Consider the following 26,601-nt stretch of genomic DNA (forward strand, 5'->3'; position numbering starts at 1 on the left):
TGAAATTTTAAAAAATGATGATAAGTATAGAGTAATAATAGGTGATTCCAAGCTGAGAAATAAAGGTGGAGAACTGAAATCTTTGGAAAAATATTCTTTAAATAATATTTTTTATAATAGATTTATTCCTCAAAATTTGAAAGAAAAGCATAAACTGTTGTATGTAATTGCTTTTCAAGCTATTAGGCTCTGTGGGTTACTACATGATATAGGACATCCTCCTTTCAGTCATGTCACAGAGTATTCTATAAATAAAATATATAAATCATTACAGGAAAAAGAGGAGTCTTTATTAACATCAAGAGAAAAACAATATGTGGAAATTATAAAAGACTATGACTCTGGTGATGGAAATTTCCAATTACATGAAAAAATGGGGATAAAGATGACTAATAAATTATTTAGTCAGATTATTTTTTCAGATAACATGAATAATGGAAAATTGAGTTTTGAGGAAAAATGGTTTAAAATTATAGTATTTGAATTAACAAAATTAATTTTTTCGGAGAGAGAAGGGTTGGAGTCATTACATAGTATTATTTCTGGTACTATTGATGGAGATAGATTGGACTATGTGAATAGAGATATTGAAAATTCAGGTATTGATAATGGGAAAATAGAATACAATAGATTGATTGCGTCTTGCAAGTTCTGTAAGGTTAAAATTGGCGATTCTGAAAAGGTAGAAGTTGTTTATGACGCTAAAACAATAAATACTATAGAAGATTTTTTTATGAAGAGGTGGTACTTATATAAGAATATAATAAACCATCATAGAGTTTCGAAAACAGATACTATTTTACAAAATTGTGTTGAAATAATTATTAAAAATTATTTGATTGATGAAACGTTGGCTGTGGAAACAGAAGAGTATATTCTACCAGATGATATATCAGGACTATGGCTTGCTATTAGATTTGCTCACTCTAATGAAGAGTACTTTGATTCTTTGATTCAGTGGGATGATAACTGGCTTATAACAGTTTTGAAAAAACATTATTTCAGAGATTATTACAAAAAACAAGAGAGTGTATCGTATATGTTAGAAGAATTTTTATCTAATCAAAAAAATTATTACTCTCTTATTAAAAATAATAATGATTTCAAATTTTTTAGTAGTGCTTTTGAAACTGAGATTAAATTTAATTGTATAGAAAATACTTCACAGTATAAAAAAATTGAAGAGAAATATTCTCAAAATTACAAAAATCGTGCGATGCATATAATATTTGCATATTTAGATTCAACTTTAGATGAAAAAATAGACATAAAACAAGTTATGGATGCTTTTATTAAATCAGAATATGAAAATGAAGTGGAAGACTATTTTGTAGTTTTCAAGAAGATAAAAACAGGATTAGATACAGATCCTATAATTTATAGCTTTGAAAATGAATTTAGCCTTTCTGAATTGTCGAATATTAGAGCCATTCTGGAAGTTGAAAGAAGCAATTATCCATATTTTTATGTTTATTTTAAGACTAAAAATGAAAAGATATTAGACAATGAATTTAGAAAAAAATTTTTAGAAAAATTTGGAAGATTTTTAGCTGAAAAAGTTAATATGATATTTGAAAAATTTAAGGAGGATTAAAAATGGAAAACATGACAAGTCAAAGACCAAGTTTCGTTGTATCTGAGGCAATTTTAAATCAAGAAGGGAAATTTACTGTCAAAGATATTTTAGATAAAGTCAGAAATATAATTCTTGATCAATTTGATACAATAGATACTTTAAAAAGGTATATTATCGAAAAACTCAATTCTATGTGCGATTATGGACTAATTGGTAGGACAGATGTGTATTATTTTTCTATCTAAATTGAAAAAGAGATTGTTGTAAAATAGGGTTTGTACACAAAATATAATGGTATTTCAGTAGAATTCCATAATATAACTTGTGAAAAAATCTTAAAATGCAATAATCTCTTTTGTATTTAAGGGTATTTTGTAAGTTCAGAATAAAAGGTGTATAAAATAAGGATAGAGATGTTTTAAGTAGAAATAAAACATGATTTATATTAACTTTAAAAAAATTAAGGCTCTATAATAAATATGTATCCAATACTTGACACAAGGGTGTTAATTTGTAGGGGAATCAAACGTACGGCGAGGATGTTCGATATTGCAATCTGTTTGAGAGCAGTGTTAATTTGTAGGGGAATCAAACTGGATCCCTGGAATTGTCAATATTAGTGCAGTCTATAAAACCCACTAATTTTTAGGCAGCCAGTAACTTTTGTTTATCCAGTAGCCTTCGGTATGCTGCCGGAGGAAGACCATCCGGATTTGAGGTGTAGTGGTACTATTTATATTCTAGCACCAATGCTTGCAGGCTTGGAACGGTAGAGGGATTGCTGGGAGCCAACTGCTACCATTTCTATTTCCTGTTTGTGCCAGGAATTTCCGAGCGGGCCTATACAGATGAGTGGCTGGAAAGACAGGCAAGAAAAGAAAATGAGCCCAAATATTTTCGGGGCAAGGCCTATACCACTTATGATGCAAGGCAGAGGCAGCGGCAGATGGAAGTAGCCATGCGAGCCCAGCGCAGAAAGGTGCGCTGCTTGGAGGAAGGGAAAGCGGATTCTGACGAGATCATGCTCCAAAAAGCAAAGTATCAAGGTCAACTGGGGGAGTATGCGAGGTTCTCCCGAAAGATGGGGCTCAGGCAGGAGCGAGAACGGATCTACCTGGATATGCACGGAAGAGTAGCACCGAATAAGAGTCAGATGGATAAAATTACAAAGCTATCTTCAACAGATAATATTTTTGAAAAGTCAAAACTATCTAAGTTGATGGGCGCTGGCAAAGATAAAATAGACTTTGGAAAAATAGATGAAAAATCAAAGAAATCGGTATATAATGGTGTAAAGAAAGTATTTGATAAATTTCCACAATTGAAAGGACATACTCGTGAAATAATTTATGATCCGAATTTGACAGCAATTGCATCCAGTGATTCTTTGGGTGGCGTTTTGAAGCTTTCAAAAAGATTTTGCGACTTTAAACAATTAGCAAAAGATTATGAACGTCAAACAAAGTTTGAATGGAATCCGAAAGGAACTACAGCTGACAGTATTATTGTTCACGAACTAGGACATCAATTAGATGGCTTCTTAACTTTGAAAGGTATATGCGGAGGACAGATTGGAAGATATGGAACTACCAAAACAAGTGTAGCGGTCAAGCGAGAAGTTTTACAGCGACTTGGTTACTATGATTATGTTAGAGCTGAGTGCGAAAACTGGCGTCGCATGGGTTACAAAGGTCGATTGTTGAATGAAGCAGTGGAATTTTCCGGGAAAGAATTTGTTACAAAACATATATCAGAATATGCACACAAAAACGAGCGAGAGTTTTTTGCAGAATGTTTTTCGGAATATATGACAAGTAAAAATCCTCGCGAAGCTGCCAGAATCTTCGGAGAAATACTAGAAGAAATAATGGAGGGGTTAGAATGACAATGTTTAATCCGGATACGCCAGATTTGGATAAGAAATTGCAAGAAATTGAAAGCAAAGAAATAGAAAGCGCTATGAAAGAACATGGGTATTCTGACGAAGAAATAAAAACTGCTATCAGAAATATGCACTTACATAGCGAAATAAATCGGTTAGAGGATATTATGTGCGAAAACGATGAAATGCTTCAGATTTTGCTTGAGGACGGATGGAAAATGGAAGAAATAGAAGAAGCCTTCAAACATAGAAATAGTAAAAGAAATTAATACTATTCATTCGAAAGAGTGAATGGTATTTTTATACTCATTTTCAGGAAAGGAGGGAAAAGCAATGGTAAAAACACTGCGAGAAAAGGTTGATTTTGCAGATGGGCGCATTGCCCGGATGGTGGCGCAGAAGCTTTCTGAAGAAGGCTATGAAGTGGATCTGGTTCCGGAAATGATATCTCAAAGCGACCTGGTTTTTCACAGAGAGTCGGGCTACGAGATGAGCATTTTTGAAGTGCAAAAAAAGTAGGAGGTGATCCAATTATCTCCCGTTAAGGCGCAGAGTTATGCGTCTTTTTTTACGCCCTGCCACACGGCGCTAAACTGGGCAACTACCATGCCAGAGGTCTACCTGGCTATATCCCGTACCGCTGAAAGAGCGGTCAACAAAATATTTCAGGAGGAAAAAAACAATGAAGAACATCTACGAAATTCTTAAGGACTTCGGGCTGGAAATTCCCGCAGACAAGAAGGCTGATTTTGAGAAAGCCTGGAAAGAAAACTATCGGACAAAAGCGGAGTACGAAAATGCAGTGACCAAGAGGGATGAGTAGAAAGAATCCCTGGACACTGTCAGCGAGAAGCTGAAAGCTTTTGACGGAGTCGATGTTGAGGCTCTCAATGGAGAGATTAAGAAGCTCCAGGGCACGATTGAGGAGAAAGAGGCGGAATATGCTGCAAAAGAGGCAGACAGAGCCTTTTCAGACACACTCAAAGAAGCTATCAAGACAGCTGGAGGGCGAAACGACAAGGCTATCATTGACAATTCCACCGGATGTGATAATCCCAAAAACGCCTCGCCATACCAATTACTCCCCTTATTATAAAAAAATAAGTGTAGATGTCGGAGTTAATTACTCTCTAACAACTACACTTTTATGGTACTAAAAAGCGGCTATTCAATACCTGCTAATTGTATATAGAAAAGGGGGTGCAAAATAGCTCCCATGGAAACTAGGAAGGGATTGTGTGAGGAAAAGAAAGGGAACCACACTAATACCCTAGAGTTGGAGTTTTGCAGAAAAATTGAAAAAAATTTCACAAATATCTATGCATAGGACTGTCAAATTTTGAGAAAAATTCCAAAACCTATGAAATACATAGGAAAATTCCGATTTTATATAGACAGAAAAAAGAATCAAGGTGTAATATAAATATATCATAGCGGTTTTTTGCTCGTTTTTAAGGGAAGGGGGAAAGGGATTTTATCTGTGCAGGCCCAAAACACCACAGGAAAAGCAGAAGGCAGACAAAGCGGTTGTATGGAGAGAGCAAGGGGAAGCCTATGGATGTCAGATATGGATAGAAAAGGAGAAACAGTATGAAGAAGAGGTTATCAGCCATCATCATAGTGGCGGTACTGACTCTGGTGGGAATTGGACAATTGGGACAGATGGGCAAAGTAAACGCCCAGGGAATCCCGAATACAGGAACGAATATTTCGGCAGAAAATCAGTATTATGCAGAAGATAAGACTAAAATGCTAAAGGTGTGGACCAAGGACAAGAAGGAAGCAGAGACCTGGGCATTTTGTCTGAATGAAAGGAAAGGAACGCCTGCCTATGACGGAAACGGGTACTACGTGGGGACGTATCGGCTGGCAGGCAGTGGTTCACAGGCTCTGATGCAGGAGGTGAACAAATCCTATCCGCGTTATGATGCAGAAAAGACATACAAAGCGATAGAAATGTTGATGTATCAGTTTTCTGAGGACCCGGATAATCTGATGGGAACATATGGGATCACTCCGTATCAGTACTGGGTAGCGACGCAGGAGGCAGTGTACTACTTTACACAAAGCAGAGAGATGGCGAATCAGGGAAGCTTTCCGGGCATGAATGCGGTGCAGAAGGCGCTAAAGGAAAAAGCGGAAGCTTACATGAATGGAAGCGCATTCCCGGACAATTCCAAGTTTGTGGAGGTGCGTACCTATGCTTCTGTTTCCGGCGGAGTACAGTCTCTGGTAAGTGGACATGTACGTCAGAAGCCGAAGGTGTATTTCAGTAAACAGGAATACAAACAGGGAATGACCGATGAAGAAATGTCTTACAACATCAACAACGGAGGCGGTCTGTCGGGAGCAGAGATGATCCTTGCGGATGAGAACGGAGAAATTCTGGTAAATCTGGATACACAGGAGCCGCTGGAATGGACATCGAATGCCAACCCCGCCAGGGTCAGCCTGATGCCGGGAAATTACCGTGTGATCGAGAAGAAGGCACCGGATGGATACCAGAAGGTGGAAGCGGTAGATTTTACGGTTCGTACAGACGGAAGCATCTTTACATATGGAAAGCTTCTGGAAGGAGACACCATCGTTCTTTTGGACAAGAAGCTGGAGCCGGAAAAGAAGCTGGTTTCCATCAAAAAAGTAGATAACAAAGGCGTGATGATCAATGGCGCGTCGCTGGAGCTTTGGACAGAGGGAGAAGGTGCCGCAAAGATCGAGTCCTGGTTTTCCATGGCAGGAAGTGCAAAGGAATTCCAGTTGAAACCGGGAACGTACCGCCTGAAAGAGAAGGAAGCGCCGGCAGGGCATGTGGCACTGCAGCAGGATATTGTCTTTACGGTAAGTGAAAGCGGTCAGGTGGCAGTTACCAGCGGAGAAAAAGTAACGGTAGAAAATAGTACGCTGGTAGTACAAAATGATCAAAAACCATATATCGGAACCTATGCAACAGGAAAAGAAGACAATCAAAAAGACGTGAAGACGGTGGACCATGCGATGACTTCTGAGGGACAGGTGATGGTAGATGACAGAATCGACTATTCTGGTTTTCCGGAGGGAGACTATGTAGCGTGCGCTACGCTGGTTTCATACAGCGGAACGCAGGAGATCACCAAGGCATACAAGGAATTTAAGGTAGGATCTGAAGGAAGAGGATCTGTCCTTGTGGAGGATCTGAAGATTCCGGCTACTATGCTGAAGACTCCGGGATTGCAGAGATTTACCGTTTTGGAAAGAGTTTACCGCGCAGAGGATCTGGGAGCAGATCGGCAGCCCAAGGAAGGCAGGTTGCCGATAGCGGAACATGTGGTGAACGATGACGAGAATCAGACGATTGGCGTCAATGTATATGAGCAGGTCTTTACATTTGGATTTACCAAGGTGGACGAGAAAAATACCAAGCTGGCAGGAGCAAGACTGCAGATTTTTGATGAAAAGGGGCAGGCAGTTCCCGGTATGGTGTGGACCTCTCAGGGGGCAGACAGCACTCCGATCCGTGTTTCCCTGAAAGCAGGAAAATATACATTGAAAGAGATTGGGGTACCGGAAGGGTATGAAGGCCTTTCGGACAAGCCGTTTGAAGTCATGGCAGACGGCAAGATCGTATTTGAAGATACGCAGGATGTCGCCACAAAACAGGTATCAGACGGATGGCTGGTAGATGTAAAGAACCATCCGGAACAGCCCTATGTGAACCCGGAGGGCAAGATCAGTACTACCGTGAAGGCAGACGGCAGCACGGCCAGCGAGACGGCTCTGGCAGAGGTTGCGGAAGCATCCGTCGGAGATGGGGTGGCAGTGGTAGATACCATCCACTATACAGGTCTGGTAGAGGGCAAGGAATATGATGTGACAGGAACGCTGTATGAAGTCAAAGACGGAGTGGTAGTCGGTGATGCAAAGGCGACCAAGACGGCGGTTCTGACAGCGGGAAAAGACGGCAAAGGCGACTGGGAGCTGGATTTTGGAACGGTAGAAGGGCTGGAAGTAGGGAAATCTTACGTGGTCTATGAGAAAGCCGTTTCCAAAGAAAATCTGGTAGACGCCGATGGAGACAAGAAGCCGGAAAGCAAGCAGGAAGTCAAGCATGAAAACCCGGCAGATAAATCCCAGACCTTTGTAATAAAAGAGACACCGAAAAAGGAGGTCATCTTCTCCAAGACCAACCTGGGCGGAGAAGAGATCGCAGGAGCGAAGATTGAGATCAAAAAGGACGGACAGACGGTAGAATCCTGGACCTCCAAAGAGGGAGAAAGTAAGACGGTCAAGCTGGCAGCAGGCACTTATGTCTTCCACGAAGAAGCGGCTCCTGCCGGATATGTAAAAGTAACGGATATTACCTTTGCTGTGAAAGAGGATGGAACGGTAGAAATCACGGATGTCAATGGCAACCAGAGTAAGGCAGAGGGAAATAAGCTGACGGTAGTGGATGAAAAGAAATATGTAAATCCAGACGGCAAGATCAGTACCACGGTGAAAGCAGACGACAGTCTGGCCAGCGAAACAACTCCGGCAGAGGTTACGGAAGCGTCCGCCGGAAACGGGGTAACAGTGGTAGATACCATCCATTATACAGGTCTGGTAGAGGGCAAAGAGTATGATGTGACAGGAACGCTGTATGAAGTCAAAGACGGAGCGGTAGTCGGTGACGCAAAGGCGACAAAGACGACGGTTCTGACAGCGGGAAAAGACGGCAAAGGCGACTGGGAGCTGGATTTTGGAACGGTAGAAGGGATAGAAGCAGGAAAATCTTACGTGGTCTATGAGAAAGCCGTTTCCAAAGAAAATCTGGTAGACGCTAATGGAGACAACAAACCGGAGAGCAAGCAGGAAGTCAAGCATGAAAACCCGACAGATAAATCCCAGACCTTTATCGTAAAGGAGACGCCGAAAAAGGAGGTCACCTTCTCCAAGACCAATCTGGGTGGAGAAGAGATCGCAGGAGCAAGGATCGAGATCAAAAAGGACGGACAGACGGTAGAATCCTGGACCTCCAAAGAGGGAGAAAGTAAGACGGTCAAGCTGGCAGCAGGCACTTATACCTTCCATGAGGAAGCGGCGCCTACCGGGTATCTGAAGGTGACGGATTTCACTTTCACCGTAAAAGAAGACGGAACGGTGGAGCTGGGCGAGATTGCTTCGGAAGATGCTGTAGAATGGAAAGAGGGAAAAGTCGTAGTAACAGATAAGGCAAAACCGGTTGATCCGGAACAGCCGGGCTACGAAAATCCTGCCGGAGAAATCCGCACGACGGTCAAAGCAAACAGCAGTACCGGAAACGAGACGGCACCGGCTCAGGTTTCAGAGAATGAAGCGGAAAGTGGTGTGACTGTAACAGATACCATTTCTTATACCGGACTGGTAGGCGGAAAGACTTATAAAGTGACAGGAAGCCTGAATCTTGTGGAGAATGGGAAAGCGGTAAAAGTGGTGGCAACCGCCACGGCAGAATTAAAGGCCGATGAAAGCGGAAAGGGCAGTTGGGAACTGGATTTTGGAACGATTGCCGGACTGGAAGAAGGAAAATCTTATGTGGTATATGAAAGCGCCAGATCTTTGGAGCGCCTGATAGACACAGATTACGACAACATACCGGACACACCACAGAATCCGGTACATGAAGATCCCAAGGATCCGGCGCAGACGATTACGGTAGTACCCAGAAATCCGGTGTATCCGGAAGGTAAGATCAAGACGATGGTAAAGGCCAACAATGCGACGGCAACATCGGAGCAAAAGGCAAGAGTGACAGCCGAAGAAGCCAAGACAGGTGTGCATGTTGTGGACACCATTGCATATGAGGGGCTTGTAGGTGGAAAAGATTACACTGTAAGCGGAACTCTGATGGAAGTGAAGGCAGGTCAGCCGGTAGGAACTGTGGATACGGTGGAAGCTACAAAGACAGCCGATCAGAGTGGCAGCGGCAGCTGGGAGCTGGATTTTGGCACAAGGCAGGATCTGAAACCGGGAAGCTCTTATGTAGTGTTTGAACGGGTAAAATCAGTAGAACCACTGATTGATAAAGATGGGGATGGTATTTCGGATCAGCCGGATGAGCATACCCATGAAAATCCGGAAGACAAGGCACAGACCTTTACGGTGAAGCCGGAGGAACCGGGTGGAGAAGAACCAAAATATGAAAATCCTGACGGAAAGATCCGCACGACGGTGCAGGCAGGTGACGCTGTGGCAAGCGAGAATGCAGCGGCGGAAGCAAAAGCATCAGAGGATGGTATTGCGGTTACAGATACGATCCATTACACCGGGCTGGTAGGAGGAAAAGCTTACAAGGTAACCGGTAAGCTGAATCTGATAGAAGACGGAAAAGTCGTAAAAACAGTGACGACAGCCACGGCAGAATTTACGGCGGAGCAAAGCGGCAGCGGCAGTTGGACGTTAGACTTTGGAAAAGTCAAAGGACTGGAAGAAGGAAAAACCTATGTGGTATATGAAAGTGCAAAATCTGTGGAGAAGCTGGTAGATACCGATTATGATAATGAACCGGATGCTCCTCACAGCCGTGTGCACGAAGATCCAACGGACAAGGCGCAGACAGTCAACGTGAAACCGGACACACCGCAGCCGGATGAGGAGAACGGAAAGATTCTGACTACGGTGAAAGCAAACAACTCTGTAGGAAGCGCGGATAAGTCGGCAAAAGTCAGCAAAGAAGAAGCCGGACAGGGCGTAAAGCTTGTAGACACCATATACTACGAAGGTCTGAAAGGCGGCAAAGTGTATAAAGTCACCGGAAAGCTGAACCAGATCAAAGATGGAAAAGTAGTTCAGACCGTGGCGGAAGCGACGGCAGAGTTTACGGCAGATCCTAACGGAAAAGGCAGCTGGGAACTGGATTTCGGAACGGTGACAGGACTGAAAGCAGGAGAAACCTATGTGGTATTTGAGCGAGCAGTTTCTGTGGAAAAGCTGATCGATACAGACGGAGACGGAGTTTTGGATAAAGAAGATGTGCATACGCACGAAGATCCAAAGGATAAGGCACAGACCGTTGAGGTCATCGGGGCTTCGGCAGGAAAAGTGAAAGGAAGTCCGAAAACCGGAGATTCCAGCCAGAGTATGCCGTATATCCTGATGATGCTTTCTGTAGCAGCTTTCGGAACCCTGTTCTTTGAAAAAAGACGCAGGATCAAAAGGTAACGCTAAAAAGACAGAGGCTAAAAAGGCGTATAACAAATAACCAATAAAAGACAGCGGGAGATTTCCTTGGAGAAGTTTCTCTGCAGAAAAAAGAGAGATCTTATCTGCAGGGAACCAGGGGAGCTTCCGCTGTTTTTCATATAAACCAGAAATCATTTCCGCTGAGAGATTTTGGAGGAGTGAAAATAACTTCAACGCAGATGGTTAATAAAATAACAAAATAAAAACGTAAAATAAAATAGTTAAAAAATATACAAAAATACTTTTCAGAGGCGGCAGGAAGGCGTATAATAAGATCAGTAAAAAAGAACGGAACGGATTCTAAAGGAGGTGCAAAGGATGGAGCAGGGAAAACTGATCGTGGAACGGCCCTACAAAAAAGTGTATCGTCTGGATAAGAGTATCGTCAAGATATTCGACAGGACGCATCCCAAGTCCCATGTGTTTAATGAAGCACTGAAGATGGCGCGGGTGGAAGAGACCGGTCTTGCCATTCCGAAGCTTCAGAAGGTGGAGCATGTGGATGGACAGTGGGCGATCTTCATTGAGTACAAGGAAGGGAAAACGCTGGAAGAGATGATGCGTGTGGATCCGGCAAACATGGACAAGTACATGGAGGATTTTGTAGATCTGCAATTAGAGATCCACGGAAAAGAGGCCTATCTTTTGGAAAATGGCAGGGACAAACTGGCCAGGGAGATCCAGAGCACCAAAGAACTGGATGCGACCACCAGATACGATCTTTTGACGCGCCTGGAGAGCATGCCAAGACATAGCAAGCTATGCCACGGAGACTTTAATCCCAGCAATGTGATCGTAGGGAAAAATGGAAAACTTACTGCGATCGACTGGGCCCATGCCGTCACGGGAAACGGAGGCGCAGACGCAGCCATGACCTATCTCCTGTTTGCCCTGGAAGACCAGGAGATGGCAAAGCTTTACATGAAGTGCTACTGTAGAAAGAGCGATACGGCAATGCAGTATGTGCAGCAATGGCTTCCGTTGGTAGCGGCGGCACAGTTGGGGAAAAAGGGAGCTTTGAAAAAAGAGTTTCTGATGAACTGGATTGATATTATGGATTATCAGTAAAAAATCACTGTCACTGGCTAAGCAAAACCGGTGGCAGTGATTTTTTCATTTGGAAAAGAGGTGCTTCACGAAAGGGCGTACGAAAAGTGCCTCCAGATGACAGCCCCCATCAAACAACAGGAAAGATCAGGAAAGAGAGACGGAAGAGGCAATTGTAGAAGTGATTTCTAAAAAGCGGTCAATATCACTTCGTCCGTGGCAATGTAAAGGAGAAACACGAAGAGCACCCTCCAACCCCAATGTCTCTATGATCCGCTGTGAATAAGGACTGCTTTTCAGACGCTCAAAGATAGTTACGCCATGTTCCAGATACAGTTGAGAGCAGAGAGAATAGTCGAGCCCTTTAATTCCCATGGCAATGATCAGATCCTTGGCAGTCAGATCCTCTGTATCGACATAGACCTCCACATTTGGAATGTGGCGTAATCCCGGAGTTTTTTCGGTGCCTTCCAACATTCGGTAAAGAAGAGCACGTTCCTGCATATGGATGCGGTGCATTCCTTTTACGAAAAGTGTTCGTCGGTCTGTCGGAACTGAAGTGTTCTCAGAGAGGAAGCTATCAGATCCAATGTCGCACACATAATCGATGACCGCTGTCATCGCAGCAAAATTTCCCGGTGTGGGAGTTCCAAGAGCCCACACATTAGCAGGCTTATGGATTAGCTTGCGATGAGGAAGACTTGCAACACGATCAGAGACATAGGCAAATCCGCAGCCCCTCACACCAAAAAATTTGTAGGGGGCAATATTGGCTACGTCTACCTTCCAGTCTGCTACATCAATAGGAGCATGCGGAGCATGCTGTACAGCATCGGACACGATATAAATATCCGGATTGATTTCTCTGGCACGTCTGGAAATTTCTTTAATATCCATTACATTTCCGGAAATATTAGAAGCTGCCATGATGCTTAAAAGACAGGTGTTCTCGTCTACATGGCTTAAAATGGTATCGACATCCAGCCCTCCGGTAATCCGATTGGCAGGTACTACCCGAAATTCTCTGTGAGTGCGGGCACAGTAATATTCAACGGCATCATGAGCAGAGGGATGCTCTAAAGCAGAAGTAACAGCATTGGTTCCCCAGTCGATTCCTTCCAGGATCGTGCCGACGGCATGAAACATGGTTTGAGAAGCAGATAATTCCGTGATTAAAGCTCCATCCTTTGCGCCGAATACAGTTTCTAAAATGTCCTGTGTACCACATGTTATATAAGAGGACAATTCAAATCCTCGACCACGTACTCTTTCAGGGCAATCAGGAAAGGCCTCTGCCTCTGCCTTTCTTTCAACAGCTTTTTTCAGGCGTAAAGATCCTCCTGAATTTTCAAAAAAAAGGCGGTTTCCATGTTCCGGATCTGCGTCTGCATGGAAAAACTTTTCCTTTAAATGGGCTTGATATTCATCCGAAAATAACTTTCCGTGTTTTTCGTTCATTGATTTTTCCTCCTTTACACGAATGTATCTATCTATTTCATCATAACACAGGGAGAAAAAGTTGAGAAATGAATAATTTGATTGTATAATATTAATAAAATTTATATTTGGAGGTGCAAGATGAATTTGGCGGAAATAGAAACATTCTTGATGATTGTGGAAACAAAAAATATTACGAAAACGGCAGAGACTCTCTTCGTGTCCCAGCCGACAGTCAGTCATCGATTAAAACTTCTGGAAGAGGAACTGGGCGTCAGCCTTTTAATCAGAAAAAAAGGGTATAAACAGGTAGAACTGACTACCTACGGAGAGGAATTTGTGCCCATTGCAGAACGGTGGCTGTATCTCTGGCAGGAAACACAGTCTTTGAAAGAGAAACAGGAAAAATATTACCTGACAGTGGGCTGCACAGATACCCTAAATAGTGCCATGATGTATGATTTATACAGAGAAATGCTGGACGAAGCGGACCGGATGACAAATTTACGGATCAAAACCCACTATTCTTCCGAGATCTATCACTATCTGGAAAAACACGAGATAGATATTGGATTTGTACACCATTATCTTCACTATAAGAATATTCTTGCAGAACCGCTGCTGAGCGAAGAGATGTATATCATTCAGTCGGAGCAGCCGGAGATTGAGAAAGAGGAGATCCATACAGACGAGTTGAACAAAGAGAGGGAGATCTATTTGAGTTGGGAGACTGATTATCAGATCTGGCACAACCAGTGGATTACAAAGGGAGAGAGACCAAGAATGCAGGTGGATACATTTGAATTGTTGTTTCACTTACTGTCAGGAAAAGGCATGTGGGCCATTGCGCCCTCAACGGTAGTGGAGCGGATTCAGAAACTGAAGCAGATCCATGTGAGTAAAATTGCAAATGAAATACGGCCGCCTAGAAGAGTGACCTATAAGGTTACACATAAGCATATGAGCGAGGCGACATTAAAAGCGGTGCAAATGCTTGACAAGCGGATGGAGCTTTATTTAAAGAAAAAGGGATGGAAGACAGATAAATAAAAAATGTTAATATATTATAGATAAATAATTTATTTTTAGAATAAAACAGGATGTGCTATACTCAAGTCAGAAATTGAGATCGAAGAATACTTCCGAAAGAGGAGGAAGAGGGATGGAAGCAAAATTTTTAATTGTGGGAGATTGTGCCATATCCGTCCAACTGGGAGAAGAAATCAGCCTGGAAGTGAATCAGAAGGTAAGGCAGCTCTTTTTGAGACTGACAGAAAAGCCGATAGAAGGAATCCTAGAGATGGTGCCTACTTACGCGGGACTGACGATCCATTACAACCCGGTTCAAATTCGTTTCGGGGAGTTGAAAGCACTGGTGGGGGAAAGGCTCTCCGGTGTGGAAAATATCAGGACAGTGGTTCAGATGGTGAAAGAAATCCCCATTTGCTACGATAAAGAATTTGCGTTAGATCTGGAAGAGTGTGCGGCAATGGAAGATATGACAGAAGAGGAGTTCATCCAGGTTCATTCGGGGGAAGAATATTATTGCTATATGTTGGGATTTGCTCCGGAGCACCCGTATATGGCAAGATTTGGACGACCTTTTCATTTTAAAAGAAGAGAAAGTCCTCGTGTAAGAATACCGGGCCATTCCGTGGTAGCTGCTCAGAATTTGTCAAACATGATTCCCTTTGACCAGCCGTGCGGCTGGAATGTGATCGGAGCGACCCCGGTAGCCTTGTGTGATTACAGAAGAAAAGATCCTTTTTTAATTCATGCAGGAGACTGGGTGAAATATATTCCGGTGAGCCGCAGAGAATATGAGAAAATAAAAGAACAGGACTGCAAGGGAAACTACCGGGTCAGAACCTATGAAAAAAGGATGGTGTAGGAATGGGCATACGGGTGGAAAGTCCGGGGATCCAGACGACGGTGCAGGATGAAGGACGATTTGGATATCAGCAGTTTGGAGTATCGCCGGCAGGTCCTATGGACAGAAGAGCATTTCATATTGCAAACATTCTGGCAGGAAATGACAGAACGGAAGCGGCGCTGGAAATGACCTTTCAGGGAGCGGATCTTGTATTTGAGCAGGAAAATATAATCGCTATAACGGGAGGGGATCTGTCTCCCAGGATCAATGGAAACCCGGTGGATATGTATAGGGCTTTGGAGGTAAAAGAGGGAGATTTACTTTCCTTCGGGTTTGCATCAGGCAATGGATGCAGGGCCTATGTGGCAGTTTCAGGAGGCCTGGAAGTACCGGTGGTGATGGGAAGTAAATCTACGTTAATGCGAAATCAACTGGGTGGAGTGAAAGGGCGAAAACTGGAAAAAGGAGATAGGATCGGCTTCCGGAGTCCTAAAAGCCGATTGAACCAGATGGACAGGAGAATCTTGAAACCAGAAAGATATTGGGGACAGGAGATTGTGTTACGTGTGGTTACCGGTCCTCAGGATACAGAATTTGAGGAAGAAGAGATTCGTAAATTTTTTTGGTACAGCGCAGTAATTACCAACGAGTTTGACAGGATGGGATGTCGTTTGGAAAGAAAAGAGCCTCTTCGACATAAAAAGGATGGAAACATCATCACAGATGGCATTGCATTTGGCTCTATCCAGGTACCTACAAACGGACAACCGATTATTATGTTAGCAGATCGCCAGAGTACAGGGGGCTATACAAAGATCGGAACAGTTATTTCCGTAGACCTCCCCAGACTTGTGCAAAGTGTTCCGGGCAACAGAGTACGTTTCGTAAGGGTGGGAATCGAACTGGCACAAAGCTTGTACATCAGGGAAGTTGAGGAGTTGAATCAACTGGAAGCTGATTTAAACAGAAAGGAGTAGAAAGAAATGAAAATTGTCGTGTTGGATGGATATACATTAAATCCCGGAGATATTAGCTGGGAGGGGCTGGAAGCTTTTGGAGAAGTAAAAGTATATGATCGGACAAAAGAAGAGGAGATTATAGAGCGTATAGGAGACGCGCAGGCGGTCTATACCAACAAAACACCTATCACCAGGAAGGTGTTGGAGGCATGCCCGCAGATCCGGTTTATTGGAGTACTGGCGACGGGGTACAATGTGGTGGACATAGAGGCGGCAAAGGAAGGAGGGATTCCGGTTTCTAATATCCCTACCTATGGAACAGATGCGGTAGGACAATTCGCCATTGCGCTGCTGTTGGAGATCTGTCATCATATTGGACACCATTCTCAGGCGGTGCGTGATGGAAAGTGGAGCCGTAGTGCAGACTGGTGCTTTTGGGATTATCCCTTGATCGAATTGGCAGGAAAGACAATGGGGATCATAGGGTTTGGAAGAATCGGGCAAAGCACCGGGCGTATTGCGAAGGCACTTGGAATGCAGGTAATCGCAAATGACGCATTTGAAAGCGAGGCGGGAAGAGAAATAGCAACCTATGTGGACAGGGAGACCCTGTTAAGAGAGTCAGACGTCATAGCGCTGCATTGTCCGCTGTTCCCGGAAACAGAAGGAATCATCAACAAGGAAAATATACAAAAAATGAAGGACGGCGTTATCCTTTTAAATAATTCCAGAGGACCTTTGATCGTAGAAGAGGATCTGGCGGCTGCGCTGGAATCGGGGAAAGTCTATGCAGCGGGGCTTGACGTGGTTTCTACAGAGCCGATTCGGGAAGACAATGTGCTGTTAAAGGCAAAGAACTGTTTTATTACGCCACATATTTCCTGGGCACCCAGAGAATCCAGACAGAGGCTGATGGATATTGCAGTGGAAAATTTAAAAGCATTCAAAAACGGAACACCGCAAAATGTTGTGAACCCATAGTAGGCGGTAGTTTAGGACAGAAAGACAGTGAGGAGGTGAACTATGTACACCATCGATTTAAACAGTGACATGGGAGAGAGCTTTGGGGCTTATAAATTGGGAGGAGACGAAAAACTGATCCAGTATGTGACTACGGCAAACGTGGCATGCGGATGGCATGCGGGCGATCCTGTGGTCATGGATACCGTTGTGCGGATGGCAAAAGAAAGAGGTGTTATGGTAGGGGCACATCCGGGTTATCCGGATCTGATGGGATTTGGAAGAAGGAAGATGGTCTTGTCCTTTCAGGAAGTGAAAAACTATGTTCGCTACCAAATAGGAGCGTTGGCGGCATTTACAAAAAGTTATGGGATGAGGCTCAACCATGTGGCGCCTCACGGAGCAATGGGAAACCAGTGCCAGTATGATGAAGAGATTTCCACAGCTATCGTGGAAGCGGTGCTGGAATTTGACAAGGAACTTATAATATATTACTGCGCAGGCGCTGTTTTGGGAGAGATTGCAGAGAGCAGAGGACTTCGGACGGCATCCGAGATCTTTGCAGATAGGGCCTATATGGACGACTTATCCCTGGTTCCCAGAAAGATGGAAGGGGCCATGATCACAGATGAAGAAATTGCGATCGCAAGATGTATCCGCATGGTGAAGGAGGGGAAGGTAACTTCCATCAGCGGAAAGGAACTGGCTATCCGGGGCGATACCCTATGTGTACATGGAGACGGTCCAAAAGCGCTGGAGTTTGTAGAAAAAATCAGAACGGCCTTTGTGCAGGAGGGAATTGAAATCAAACCTTTATAGCAGAGCATGTAAAAAGGTCAGGATGCAAGGCATCGGCTGAATCAAAGAAGATAGAGAGTATAACGTAAGAAGACGATCTTTGGTTTGTCCGGTGCTTTTTTTAACCTTTTTTGTGAGAGTTAGACAGTGTGTTTCAAAAAATAAGTAAACCAGGAAAGGAAGCGGAAGGATGAAAAAAGAAGAGAAACAATCGGCATCGGTAGTAAGAAAGATGATGATAGCGCTGGCGGGGGGACTGGTGGTAGGCCTTGGGTTCATGCTCTTAAGAAGTTATCTCCTGTCGGAGGGAAGAGAAGCCGTCTGGGATGGAATCAACCGCCTGCTATTTCAGGATATCACAGGAGAGCAGGGTGTTGGAGCAGTCGGGTTGTTTTATATTGTGGGACAGGTATTTATGAGAGGATTACAGCTGGCGATCGTACCTTTAGTTCTGGTATCATTGAGCTTGGCCATGTGCAGCATATCCAGTTCTTCCAAATTAGGAAGGATAGCAGGAAGAACGCTCCTGGGATTCTTTTTATTCTATGCATGCGGTGCGTTTTTAGGAGGAACGGTGGCATATCTCGTAAAAAGCGGCGGTTTCTTTGATGTTAAGCTTCCCAAAGAAGCAGTAACGGAAGCAGCCACGATCGCAGCTTTCAATCCATTGGCGACCATCGTGGAGGCGGTTCCGTCTAATATCACAGCCGCTTTCAGCAGCAATAACAGTATTCTGGCGGTTGTGGTGGTTGCGATCATTATGGGACTGAGTATGAATGCGCTGGGAAAGAAGGCGGATCCGCTGAAGGCAGTACTGGAAAGCGGAAATGAGATCATACAGATGTATCTGACATTTTTGATCAATAAAGTGGGACCTGTTGCAATCTTCTGTCTGATTTCAAGGACCTTTGCAATCTATGGAGTGGAATATCTGGCACCGGCAGCTTCCTATGTTGTATCTGCAATGATCACATTATTTGTACTGACGATAGTCTTGTATCCATTGGGAATCTGGGTAACGACAAGGCTGAATCCATGGCAGTTTATCAAAAAGATCGCAAAGGTAGGAGTGTTTGGATTTTCAGTCAATTCTTCCGCAGCAACACTGCCGCTGAATACCCGGACAAATCTGGATGAATTGGGCTGTTCGGAGGAAATTACCAGCTTCGTGCTTCCTACGGGGATGACGATCAATATGAATGGAACAACAATCATGCACATGTTTGCAGTGACTTTTATTGCGACAGCGTCGGGAATTGATGTGACGCCGGCAAATCTGGCAGTAGTAGCCTTTTTGTCGATCTGTGCTGCGATGGGGTGTCCAGCTATTCCGATCGCGGGAACCACGCTGATCGTGACAGTCCTCTCCGGAATGGGGTGGACAACAGATGCCTGCATGATTGCATACGCACTGGTAGTTGCTATTAACAGACCGGTGGAAATGGCTTTACTGCCGCTGAATGTAATAGGGGATGCGGCAACAAACGTGATCGTGAATGCAAAAGAAAAGGAACTGGACCTGGATCTATACAATCAATAGGCAAGAAGAAAAAAGAGTTGTTTTCGACGGAGAGTGAAGGCATACTGTCGGGGAACAACTCTTTTTTTATTCCTACGAAGATGTGTTTGGTCAAACAAAAAAGTATTTCACCGGGACTGTACTCTTGTGGCACATTTCCCTGCCGCAAAAGCGATCCGCTGCAAGCGGATCGCCCTGTAATACGGATAAACAGAATGGACGAAAGCAGATCATCGTAAAGGCCGACATTGGAGCAGCCGAAAAACCTGTTCTGCTGTCAGAGATAAATTTTCTTTTGCTGTCTCGGGAGATAAGGCTTCCTCTAGGGTGACAACATTGCGCAAAATAGGAAAAAAAGCATCAATGCCCGCTGCATTACAAGCGGTGGCATCTTTTGTGGCGCTGCCGGAAAAAGCGATTACGGTGGCGCCAAATTGTTTGGCCAGTTTGGCGATGCCTACAGGAGCTTTTCCCATGGTTGTCTGAGCATCCAGACGCCCTTCTCCCGTAACGACAACATCCGCTGTTTTCAGCTCTTCTGTAAGATGGGTTGCTTCCATGATCAGTTGGATTCCGGGAGTTAAGGAAGCCTGCAGATAGCTTAAACATGCAAAGCCCATACCTCCGGCGGCCCCGGAACCAGGAGTATCACGAAAACAGTTGTGCATTGTTTGTTCTGTGACAGAGGCGTAGTGTGCCATAGCGGCATCTAAGGGGGCTTTTAATGCTTCTGTGACTCCCTTTTGCGGGCCATAGATGTAGGTGGCTCCGGTGGGACCACAAAGGGGATTGGACACATCACAGGCTATCTGAAACTGGCAGAGTTTCAACTCCGGAAGTACATGTGCTGCGGATATGGAGAAGATCTTAGACAAAGCGCTTCCACCCATACCCACGTCAGCTCCGTTTTGATCAAGAAATCTGTAACCCAGGGCTTTTAGCATGCCGACACCACCGTCATTCGTAACACTTCCGCCGATCCCAATGATGAAATGCCGGCATCCACGCTGGATGGCATCCCGGATCATCTCTCCGACTCCGTAGGTAGTGGCTGTCAGAGGATCTTTTTCAGATTCTGGGATCAAAGTAATTCCGGCGGCGCTGGCCATTTCCAGAACAGCCAGCTGTCTGTCTGGCCAATAGCCGTAGTGTACGGAAACCGGGGCTCCCAAAGGACCGGAAACACGCAAAGAAATCGTCTGCCCGCCGAGTCCGGCGATCAAAGCGTCGGCGGTTCCTTCTCCGCCATCGGCAAGAGGCTTGACAACCACCTGTGCAGAGGGATGAGCAGCCAAAATCCCTTCTTTTGCAGCTATGCCGGCCTCCATGGAAGAAAGGCTCCCCTTAAAGGAATCGATTGCAACAACAACTTTCATAGGTGTCCTCCTAAATAGATAATCTGCATATATAGTTCCATAATTATGAAGTAATATAGACAGTATATCGGCTTTCAGAAGAAAAGACCATAGTATTTATACCAAAAAATAACGTATCAAGAAACGAAAAACAGGTACATGAAACAATGAAAATTCCTTAGGCTTCAAGGCAGCAGAGTGCCAGCTGAAGAAAAACAGCATCCTGAAATTTTCTGGGATTCCAGGAAGTTTTCTGGGCAATGCAGTTCAGCTGATACTGCAGGGTATTTTTGTGAATGTGAAGCTGTCCGGCAGTCTTTGTCAGGGAGAGGTTGTTGGAAAAATAGCAGTTCAACAAATGACACTCTTTGTCTGTGAGCGATTTTAGCACCTGAGAAGCAAGTATCTGCCGGGCTTCAGGAGGGAGATGTTCCAGCACAAATTCTAAAGACAGGCAGCGGCTGTCGTAGAAATCAGAACAGATCCGTTCGGCATGGGTTCTTGCAAGAGAAGCGCTGCGGTAGGAATGATGAAGCTGATGGATAGGAGTGAAGCTGCCCAAGCCGGAAACGACCTGTCCGTGGAAACGGGCAGAAAAATCTCCCGGAATAAAGTTTCTAAAGGATGCTTCGTCAAAAATTGCGATCCACTCGTTGGGATACAGATAATGGAAGAGCGGACACGCTAAACCGCGAAAATAAAACCGAAGAGACGTTTCTAAAGAGATATCGTTCATGTAGAGAGCAAATACGGCATACTGTTTTTTTGAGGAAATACGGTATTTGTCCAGCAACAGGTGCAGCTGAGAAGGATCCTGTATGTTGTTGTAGATCAACGAGGTGACAAGGTAGTGGATCGCCCTGCTTTCAGACAGAAACTCTTCGCTCAGATGCTGTTCTTTGAAAAAAACTTCAGAGATTTTTGTGATGAGAAATCCATAAGATTTCAATTCTTCAGGCGGACCTGTGATCCCAATCGCAGCAATTGGAGCATGATCAAGAAAAATAGGGTAATTGATACCAGGCTTTGATCCCTGAAAAGGATGTGCGTCATCTACAAATACGGGAAGTCCCCTGTGGATGGCAGAAGCTCCTGCCGCATGAACGGTACCTATGCGCTCAGGGTCGGTGCTGGCAATGATCTTCCCGGAAGGAGCGATCAGATTGGTATCTCTTTTGACAACTTCATGGATTGCGTGGACGATCTGGTTGGCCAGGCCATCAGATAGATGCATGGGCGTATCCTCCATTTGATGGAATATATGACAATAGGGGCGTGCGTGCAAGAAAACAAAGGCGTATGTTAAGTGGAAAGATCCGGCGTCACGTTAAACAATCCGAGCATCCGCTGGCGGGAGCCTTCATCTCCTACAAAGAGGAGAACATCGCCGTTTTGGATCTTTTCGTAAGGGCCGGGAGAAACATAAATGGAATCTCCGCGTTTGACGGCAACGATGGTTGCACCCGTCTGCTGCCAGATATTGATCTCGCCGATGGAATGGCCAAGGAAGTTGCACTGCTGGTCTATCTTCATATCGTAGGGGATCAGGTAGGCAGTACTGTGATCTCTCTGGGTCTGGGCAATCAGTTCGTCCAGCAAATTGACCATTTTATCCAGGTGAAGTTTCTGGGCATGGATGGTGTCCAAAAGACTCTCCCTGGTTTTACTGATAGAGATCGTACTTTGATACCGGTCAAAAAACAACTGTGCCTTTTCCCGTGAGGCTACGTAGGTCCCGCTTCCGTGCCGGCTGGTGACGATTCCCATATCTACAAGGATCTGAACTGCCTTTCGGGCAGTTTCGGGGGATACATGAAAAGTATTCGCCACCATGGAGCGTACCGTCAGTTTTTCTCCCACCGCATACCAGCCTTCGGCAATTTTTTCCGCCAGTTCCACTGCGATCTGGTGATATCTGGATTCATATATGTATTTGTCTGGGTGTTTTGCTTTCGATTCAGACATGATCTCACCTCATTTCCAATATTGTATAGAAATAATTTACCACAAAATGAAAAAAAATTACAGAACTTTTGACAAAGTGACAACATGGAGTTATAATAAAGTTGTCACTTAAGCGAAAAGAAGGGCAAAAATAGAAAAACAGGGGCAGCAGCTTGAAGGAAACAAAGGTGCTGCTTCCGTTTTTAGCCATAGACCGGTGACGGGAAGATCGTATTGTGTGAAAGGATAGGAGGCGTTTGTATGAGCGGACAAACAAAGAAGTCAGAGTTTAACAAGGTATTATCATCGAAGGATATCCTGGTGATCGCATTTGGGGCAATGATCGGATGGGGATGGGTCATCTCTACCGGCGACTGGATCCATAGAGGAGGCGTTTTGGGCGCCGCACTGGGGTTTGTTCTTGGAGGGATCATGATCTTCTTTGTGGGACTGACCTATGCGGAGCTGACGGCGGCGCTTCCACAGTGTGGAGGAGAGCACGTTTTTAGTTATAAAGCAATGGGACCCACCGGTTCTTTCATCTGTACCTGGGGAATCATTCTGGGATATGTGGGGGTAGTTTGCTTTGAGGCCTGCGCATTTCCCACCATCGTATCTTATATTTTCCCAGGCTTCCTGAAAGGGTATCTTTATACGGTAGCAGGATTTGATGTATATGCCACCTGGCTGGCTCTGGCTTCTGCTACAGCGGCAGTTATGATGTTTATCAACATTCTGGGGGCAAAAACGGCGGCCAATGTACAGACCATCTTGACTGCGATTATTTTTACGGTAGGGGTCGTACTGATCGCCACATCGGCAGTTCGCGGAGATACGAGCAACCTGGTGCCACAGATGTTTGCAGGAAGTGGAAACAGATCGGTAATCAGCCATATCCTACATGTAGCGGTAATGACGCCGTTCTTCTTTATCGGATTTGACGTAATCCCCCAGGCGGCGGAAGAGATTCAGGGTTCTTTGAAAAAAATAGGGAAAATCCTGATATTATCGATTGTTTTGGCAGTCGCATTTTACTCTTTGGTGATCATAGCAGTGGGATATCTGCTGGATCCGGCAGAGGTCAATGCTTCTATGGCGGGAAGCGGGCTGGTAACGGCAGATGCCATGGTAAAAGCTTTTGGAGTAAAGGCGGTTTCCAACGTGGTGATCATCGGAGGCCTGTGCGGGATCATTACCAGCTGGAATTCTTTCATGATAGGCGGAAGCAGAGCCATGTACTCTATGGCGGATTCCAATATGATACCGAAGGCTTTCGCCAAATTGCACCCCAAATATAAAACGCCGGTAAATGCATTGCTGCTGATCGGGATCATCTCCATGTTTGCGCCGCTGGCAGGCAGGCAGATGCTGGTTTGGATCTGCGACGCGGGAAATCTGGGATGCTGCCTGGCTTATTGTATGGTGTCTGCCTCGTTCCTGATCCTGAGAAAAAAGGCTCCGGATATGCCAAGACCCTATATGGTAAAGCATTACAAGCTTGTAGGATATACGGCTGTTCTCATGTCAGGAGCCATGGTGCTGATGTATCTGATACCGGGATCGGGAAGTACGCTGACGATCCAGGAATGGTGCATGGCAGGAGGCTGGGCGTTTCTGGGTCTGGTATTCTACGTTGCCAATAAGAAAAAGTATGGCAGTGAATTCGGACACCATACGGACATCGAAATTGAATACAGTGAAACAGACATGGAGGCCATTCGGCTGGCGAAAGCCGGGCGCAGATCGAAAGAGACAGAGGCGGTAGCTGCACAGGAGGCTGTGTCCGTGTAACGCTCGGGGGAAATTCAGACTTTTCCTGAGAGAAAGACAGGAGAATGGAGAGAGATCGGACAGATCTGCGCAGAAAAATAGAGGAACGGCTATTAGAATGGAATCGTAGGGCTCAGGCAGGGCTTTACGGTTTCATTTTTGTTAGAGAAAGCAGGGAAGGTAGTTAGAAAAAAGAAAGGAAAGGGAACATGCACAAATGCGTAATGAAGATTGGGAAAGACAGAAAGAAAGTGCCCATGAGCACTTGACATTTTTAGATTAGGAAAATAAAGAAAAACTCTTGCAAAAGAGTGGAAGGTGTGGTAGGATAAAATTCGGTCGATTTTGAGAGACCAAATCTGGCTCCGTGGTCAAGAGGTTAAGACATCGCCCTTTCACGGCGGTAACACGGGTTCGATTCCCGTCGGAGTCACTGTTATGTATGGCGCAGTAGCCAAGTGGTAAGGCATGGGTCTGCAACACCCTGATTCACCGGTTCAAATCCGGTCTGCGCCTTTTACAAAGAGGCTGTAAGGAAACCGTCACGGCGGTCTGCAGCAGGCATACAAAAAAGACGATGAGACGAAGCGGCCTCATCGTCTTTTTTGTATGCGCAGGACAAAGGCAGAGGACTAGGCGACGTGAAGCATCTGGATCAGAAAGATCCAAGTCAGACCATAGTAGGCGACCACTGCCACCAGATCGTTGATGGTGGTGATCAGAGGGCCGGATGCAACCGCCGGATCCACTTTGACTTTATGAAAGAACAAAGGGATCAGAGTCCCTACCAGACTGGAAATGACCATGGCCAGCAGCAGGGAAGTGCCTACGCAGCCGGAGATTAAAAACGCGGAAAGCAGGGAATAGCCTTTGAAAAAATCAATGTACAGTCCCAGGAAAAGGAAGGACAGGCCTCCCAGAAGCAGTCCGTTGCAAAATCCCACCTTCATTTCCTTCCAAACCAGAATCCCCTTATCTCTGGCACTGAGATCTTCGTCCATCAGAACACGAATCGTTACCGCCAGGGACTGTGTTCCCACATTCCCGGCCATATCCAGGATCAGCGATTGAAAACAGATGACAATGGGCAAAACAGCCACGACAGCTTCAAAAGCACCGACGACAGAAGATACGATCATACCGAGAAACAAAAGGATAATCAGCCAGGGAAGCCGTTTCCGCATACTGATCCCGGTGGTTTCCCGAAGGTCCTCCTCGGCGGTCAGACCGGCAAACTTTGCATAATCCTCTCCCAGTTCATCGTCTACTGCTTCAATCACTTCCTGGGCAGTCAGGATTCCGATGATCTCTTTTTTTGCGTTTAGGACAGGAAGAGAAGCTTCTGCGTAATTTTTAATACGCTCGATGCTGTCAGAGATCTTTGCGTGGTCGGGCAGATACGGATAAGAATAGCTGATCAGAGAATCCAGATGGTCGTGCTCTCTGGCGATGATCAGGTCCTTCAGATCGATAGCTCCGCTGAAGGTGTTTTTTTCATCGACGACATAAATGGTGGAAATATTGTCATGCTCCCCTGCCTGCTTTACCAGCTCGTGCATGGCCTGGCGAACGGTTAAGGTGTTTTTGATGCAGATATAATTATTTGTGATCAGACTGCCGATCTCATCTTCCTCATACGAATGGATCAGTTTGATGTCGGCCTTTACATCTTCCGTCAGGATGGGACGCAGCCTGCTTTTTGTGTCCTCATCCAGGAGCCGCAGCAGATCGGCGGCATCGTCAGAATCCATTTTGTTGATGACGGCGGCAAGCTGAGGGATTTCAAGCTCTGCAACATATTCGGCAGGATCGTCCATAAAAGAAACGATCCCGGATATCCATTCGGGCCCAAGAATGTGATACAGGCGGATACGCTCTTCCTTTGTTAATTCGTCCAGGCTTTGCGCAATATCATGTTCGTGGTAATCATGCAGCTTTTCGGCCAGGTCCCGATCTGACAGCCGTCCTCTTATAATAGCCAAAATTTCGCTGCGAACTACAATTTCTTCTCGTCTTTCTTTTTCCATAACAGCCTCCATTCTCCTTAAAAAAGGGCATAAAAAATCCATCGCATAAACGCGGCACACATCGGTGCGGTTTCAAGGACGATGGAAAAAGGCCTGGAATTTCGTTACAAAAGGGCGCCGCTGCGGACACTTGGAACGGAAGGCAGGTCTTTTTCATCGTCATACATACTTCGACTATCACAACTGTCCATACATTTCGCCTCCTTTTATAGATATCCCGTTTATTATAACACCGGCCGGGACGTTTGTATATCCCCTGGTGAGAGGAGCTATCGGCA

General features: G+C 45.0%; 20 protein-coding genes, 2 tRNA genes and 1 pseudogene. 18 read left to right on the plus strand and 5 right to left on the minus strand.

Going from position 1 to position 26,601, the window contains the following annotated elements; all coding sequences use genetic code 11:
* From SOW26_RS04280 to SOW26_RS04320, 9 genes and pseudogenes are all read left to right on the plus strand, one after another.
* Positions 1-1,594 (plus strand): HD domain-containing protein (locus SOW26_RS04280; protein ID WP_320651952.1); only part of this gene is annotated, 1,594 nt, incomplete at its 5' end.
* Positions 1,595-1,596: 2 nt separating this feature from the next.
* Positions 1,597-1,821: a hypothetical protein gene (locus SOW26_RS04285; RefSeq protein WP_320651953.1), complete on the plus strand. Its 225-nt coding sequence runs from the start codon at positions 1,597-1,599 to the stop codon at positions 1,819-1,821.
* A gap of 509 nt (positions 1,822-2,330) precedes the next feature.
* A pseudogene (locus SOW26_RS04290) lies at positions 2,331-3,461 on the plus strand (phage minor capsid protein); the annotation flags it as partial.
* Positions 3,458-3,727, plus strand: coding sequence for a hypothetical protein (locus tag SOW26_RS04295; protein WP_320651954.1), 270 nt, complete (start codon positions 3,458-3,460; stop codon positions 3,725-3,727). The pseudogene SOW26_RS04290 and the gene SOW26_RS04295, both read left to right, overlap by 4 nt.
* A 64-nt stretch (positions 3,728-3,791) precedes the next feature.
* Positions 3,792-3,977, plus strand: coding sequence for a hypothetical protein (locus SOW26_RS04300; protein ID WP_320651955.1), 186 nt, complete (start codon positions 3,792-3,794; stop codon positions 3,975-3,977).
* A 163-nt stretch (positions 3,978-4,140) separates the two neighbouring features.
* The gene (locus SOW26_RS04305) at positions 4,141-4,281 is read left to right on the plus strand and encodes a hypothetical protein (protein ID WP_320651956.1); all 141 of its coding nucleotides are present in this window, start codon (positions 4,141-4,143) and stop codon (positions 4,279-4,281) included.
* A gap of 9 nt (positions 4,282-4,290) precedes the next feature.
* Positions 4,291-4,554 (plus strand): phage scaffolding protein, encoded by a 264-nt coding sequence (locus SOW26_RS09705; RefSeq protein ID WP_320651968.1) that lies wholly within the window; start codon positions 4,291-4,293, stop codon positions 4,552-4,554.
* Between the two features lie 494 nt (positions 4,555-5,048).
* A complete protein-coding gene (locus tag SOW26_RS04315) occupies positions 5,049-10,613 on the plus strand; it encodes a VaFE repeat-containing surface-anchored protein (protein WP_320651957.1) in 5,565 nt (1,854 codons plus the stop codon).
* Between the two features lie 339 nt (positions 10,614-10,952).
* A complete protein-coding gene (locus SOW26_RS04320; RefSeq protein WP_154476838.1) occupies positions 10,953-11,702 on the plus strand; it encodes a phosphotransferase family protein in 750 nt (249 codons plus the stop codon).
* 126 nt (positions 11,703-11,828) lie between these two features.
* Here SOW26_RS04320 and SOW26_RS04325 read toward each other — a convergent pair whose 3' ends face one another.
* A complete protein-coding gene (locus SOW26_RS04325) occupies positions 11,829-13,139 on the minus strand; it encodes an aminotransferase class V-fold PLP-dependent enzyme (RefSeq protein WP_154476836.1) in 1,311 nt (436 codons plus the stop codon).
* A 120-nt stretch (positions 13,140-13,259) separates the two neighbouring features.
* Between SOW26_RS04325 and SOW26_RS04330 the strand changes: the two genes are divergently transcribed.
* The 6 genes from SOW26_RS04330 to SOW26_RS04355 all read left to right on the plus strand — a co-directional run bounded on the left by SOW26_RS04330 (position 13,260) and on the right by SOW26_RS04355 (position 19,248).
* Positions 13,260-14,168 carry a LysR family transcriptional regulator gene (locus SOW26_RS04330; protein WP_154476834.1) on the plus strand — a complete coding sequence of 303 codons (909 nt, stop codon included), beginning with the start codon at positions 13,260-13,262 and terminating at the stop codon, positions 14,166-14,168.
* 112 nt (positions 14,169-14,280) lie between these two features.
* The gene (locus SOW26_RS04335) at positions 14,281-15,009 is read left to right on the plus strand and encodes a 5-oxoprolinase subunit B family protein (RefSeq protein WP_276959240.1); all 729 of its coding nucleotides are present in this window, start codon (positions 14,281-14,283) and stop codon (positions 15,007-15,009) included.
* A 2-nt stretch (positions 15,010-15,011) separates the two neighbouring features.
* The gene (locus tag SOW26_RS04340; protein ID WP_276959242.1) at positions 15,012-15,968 is read left to right on the plus strand and encodes a 5-oxoprolinase subunit C family protein; all 957 of its coding nucleotides are present in this window, start codon (positions 15,012-15,014) and stop codon (positions 15,966-15,968) included.
* Positions 15,969-15,974: 6 nt separating this feature from the next.
* Positions 15,975-16,931, plus strand: coding sequence for a D-2-hydroxyacid dehydrogenase (locus SOW26_RS04345; RefSeq protein ID WP_154476828.1), 957 nt, complete (start codon positions 15,975-15,977; stop codon positions 16,929-16,931).
* 42 nt (positions 16,932-16,973) lie between these two features.
* Positions 16,974-17,729 carry a LamB/YcsF family protein gene (locus SOW26_RS04350; RefSeq protein ID WP_154476826.1) on the plus strand — a complete coding sequence of 252 codons (756 nt, stop codon included), beginning with the start codon at positions 16,974-16,976 and terminating at the stop codon, positions 17,727-17,729.
* 169 nt (positions 17,730-17,898) lie between these two features.
* Complete coding sequence (locus tag SOW26_RS04355) at positions 17,899-19,248, plus strand: dicarboxylate/amino acid:cation symporter (RefSeq protein WP_154476824.1); 1,350 nt, start codon at positions 17,899-17,901, stop codon at positions 19,246-19,248.
* Between the two features lie 209 nt (positions 19,249-19,457).
* Here the strand turns inward: SOW26_RS04355 and SOW26_RS04360 are convergent, their stop codons facing one another.
* The 3 genes from SOW26_RS04360 to SOW26_RS04370 form a co-directional block, all read right to left on the minus strand.
* Entirely contained in the window at positions 19,458-20,603 is a 1,146-nt protein-coding gene (locus SOW26_RS04360) for a glycerate kinase family protein (RefSeq protein WP_276959244.1), read from the minus strand.
* A gap of 157 nt (positions 20,604-20,760) precedes the next feature.
* On the minus strand, positions 20,761-21,816 hold the full coding sequence (locus SOW26_RS04365) for a CdaR family transcriptional regulator (protein WP_173017061.1): 1,056 nt from the start codon (positions 21,814-21,816) through the stop codon (positions 20,761-20,763).
* Positions 21,817-21,884: 68 nt separating this feature from the next.
* Positions 21,885-22,547 (minus strand): GntR family transcriptional regulator, encoded by a 663-nt coding sequence (locus SOW26_RS04370; protein WP_154476818.1) that lies wholly within the window; start codon positions 22,545-22,547, stop codon positions 21,885-21,887.
* Between the two features lie 240 nt (positions 22,548-22,787).
* Between SOW26_RS04370 and SOW26_RS04375 the strand changes: the two genes are divergently transcribed.
* From SOW26_RS04375 to SOW26_RS04385, 3 genes are all read left to right on the plus strand, one after another.
* Positions 22,788-24,317, plus strand: coding sequence for an APC family permease (locus SOW26_RS04375; protein WP_320651958.1), 1,530 nt, complete (start codon positions 22,788-22,790; stop codon positions 24,315-24,317).
* Positions 24,318-24,657: 340 nt separating this feature from the next.
* Positions 24,658-24,729, plus strand: a tRNA-Glu gene (locus tag SOW26_RS04380).
* Positions 24,730-24,740: 11 nt separating this feature from the next.
* Positions 24,741-24,812: transfer RNA gene (locus tag SOW26_RS04385), tRNA-Cys, on the plus strand.
* A 116-nt stretch (positions 24,813-24,928) separates the two neighbouring features.
* Here the strand turns inward: SOW26_RS04385 and mgtE are convergent.
* A complete protein-coding gene (gene mgtE, locus SOW26_RS04390; protein WP_154476814.1) occupies positions 24,929-26,323 on the minus strand; it encodes a magnesium transporter in 1,395 nt (464 codons plus the stop codon).
* Positions 26,324-26,601: the final 278 nt, after the last annotated feature.

The organism is Suipraeoptans intestinalis (assembly GCF_034091795.1).
In the GTDB taxonomy this organism is placed as follows: Bacteria; Bacillota; Clostridia; order Lachnospirales; family Lachnospiraceae; genus Suipraeoptans; species Suipraeoptans intestinalis.

What these genes read in the sequence shown, in the direction of transcription:
- SOW26_RS04285 (WP_320651953.1), top strand. Translation starts at nt 1,597, where the DNA reads ATGGAAAACATGACAAGTCAAAGACCAAGTTTCGTTGTATCTGAGGCA.
- SOW26_RS04295 (WP_320651954.1), top strand. Translation starts at nt 3,458, where the DNA reads ATGACAATGTTTAATCCGGATACGCCAGATTTGGATAAGAAATTGCAA.
- SOW26_RS04300 (WP_320651955.1), top strand. Translation starts at nt 3,792, where the DNA reads ATGGTAAAAACACTGCGAGAAAAGGTTGATTTTGCAGATGGGCGCATT.
- SOW26_RS04305 (WP_320651956.1), top strand. Translation starts at nt 4,141, where the DNA reads ATGAAGAACATCTACGAAATTCTTAAGGACTTCGGGCTGGAAATTCCC.
- SOW26_RS04315 (WP_320651957.1), top strand. Translation starts at nt 5,049, where the DNA reads ATGAAGAAGAGGTTATCAGCCATCATCATAGTGGCGGTACTGACTCTG.
- SOW26_RS04320 (WP_154476838.1), top strand. Translation starts at nt 10,953, where the DNA reads ATGGAGCAGGGAAAACTGATCGTGGAACGGCCCTACAAAAAAGTGTAT.
- SOW26_RS04325 (WP_154476836.1), bottom strand. Translation starts at nt 13,139, where the DNA reads ATGAACGAAAAACACGGAAAGTTATTTTCGGATGAATATCAAGCCCAT.
- SOW26_RS04330 (WP_154476834.1), top strand. Translation starts at nt 13,260, where the DNA reads ATGAATTTGGCGGAAATAGAAACATTCTTGATGATTGTGGAAACAAAA.
- SOW26_RS04335 (WP_276959240.1), top strand. Translation starts at nt 14,281, where the DNA reads ATGGAAGCAAAATTTTTAATTGTGGGAGATTGTGCCATATCCGTCCAA.
- SOW26_RS04340 (WP_276959242.1), top strand. Translation starts at nt 15,012, where the DNA reads ATGGGCATACGGGTGGAAAGTCCGGGGATCCAGACGACGGTGCAGGAT.
- SOW26_RS04345 (WP_154476828.1), top strand. Translation starts at nt 15,975, where the DNA reads ATGAAAATTGTCGTGTTGGATGGATATACATTAAATCCCGGAGATATT.
- SOW26_RS04350 (WP_154476826.1), top strand. Translation starts at nt 16,974, where the DNA reads ATGTACACCATCGATTTAAACAGTGACATGGGAGAGAGCTTTGGGGCT.
- SOW26_RS04355 (WP_154476824.1), top strand. Translation starts at nt 17,899, where the DNA reads ATGAAAAAAGAAGAGAAACAATCGGCATCGGTAGTAAGAAAGATGATG.
- SOW26_RS04360 (WP_276959244.1), bottom strand. Translation starts at nt 20,603, where the DNA reads ATGAAAGTTGTTGTTGCAATCGATTCCTTTAAGGGGAGCCTTTCTTCC.
- SOW26_RS04365 (WP_173017061.1), bottom strand. Translation starts at nt 21,816, where the DNA reads ATGCATCTATCTGATGGCCTGGCCAACCAGATCGTCCACGCAATCCAT.
- SOW26_RS04370 (WP_154476818.1), bottom strand. Translation starts at nt 22,547, where the DNA reads ATGTCTGAATCGAAAGCAAAACACCCAGACAAATACATATATGAATCC.
- SOW26_RS04375 (WP_320651958.1), top strand. Translation starts at nt 22,788, where the DNA reads ATGAGCGGACAAACAAAGAAGTCAGAGTTTAACAAGGTATTATCATCG.
- mgtE (WP_154476814.1), bottom strand. Translation starts at nt 26,323, where the DNA reads ATGGAAAAAGAAAGACGAGAAGAAATTGTAGTTCGCAGCGAAATTTTG.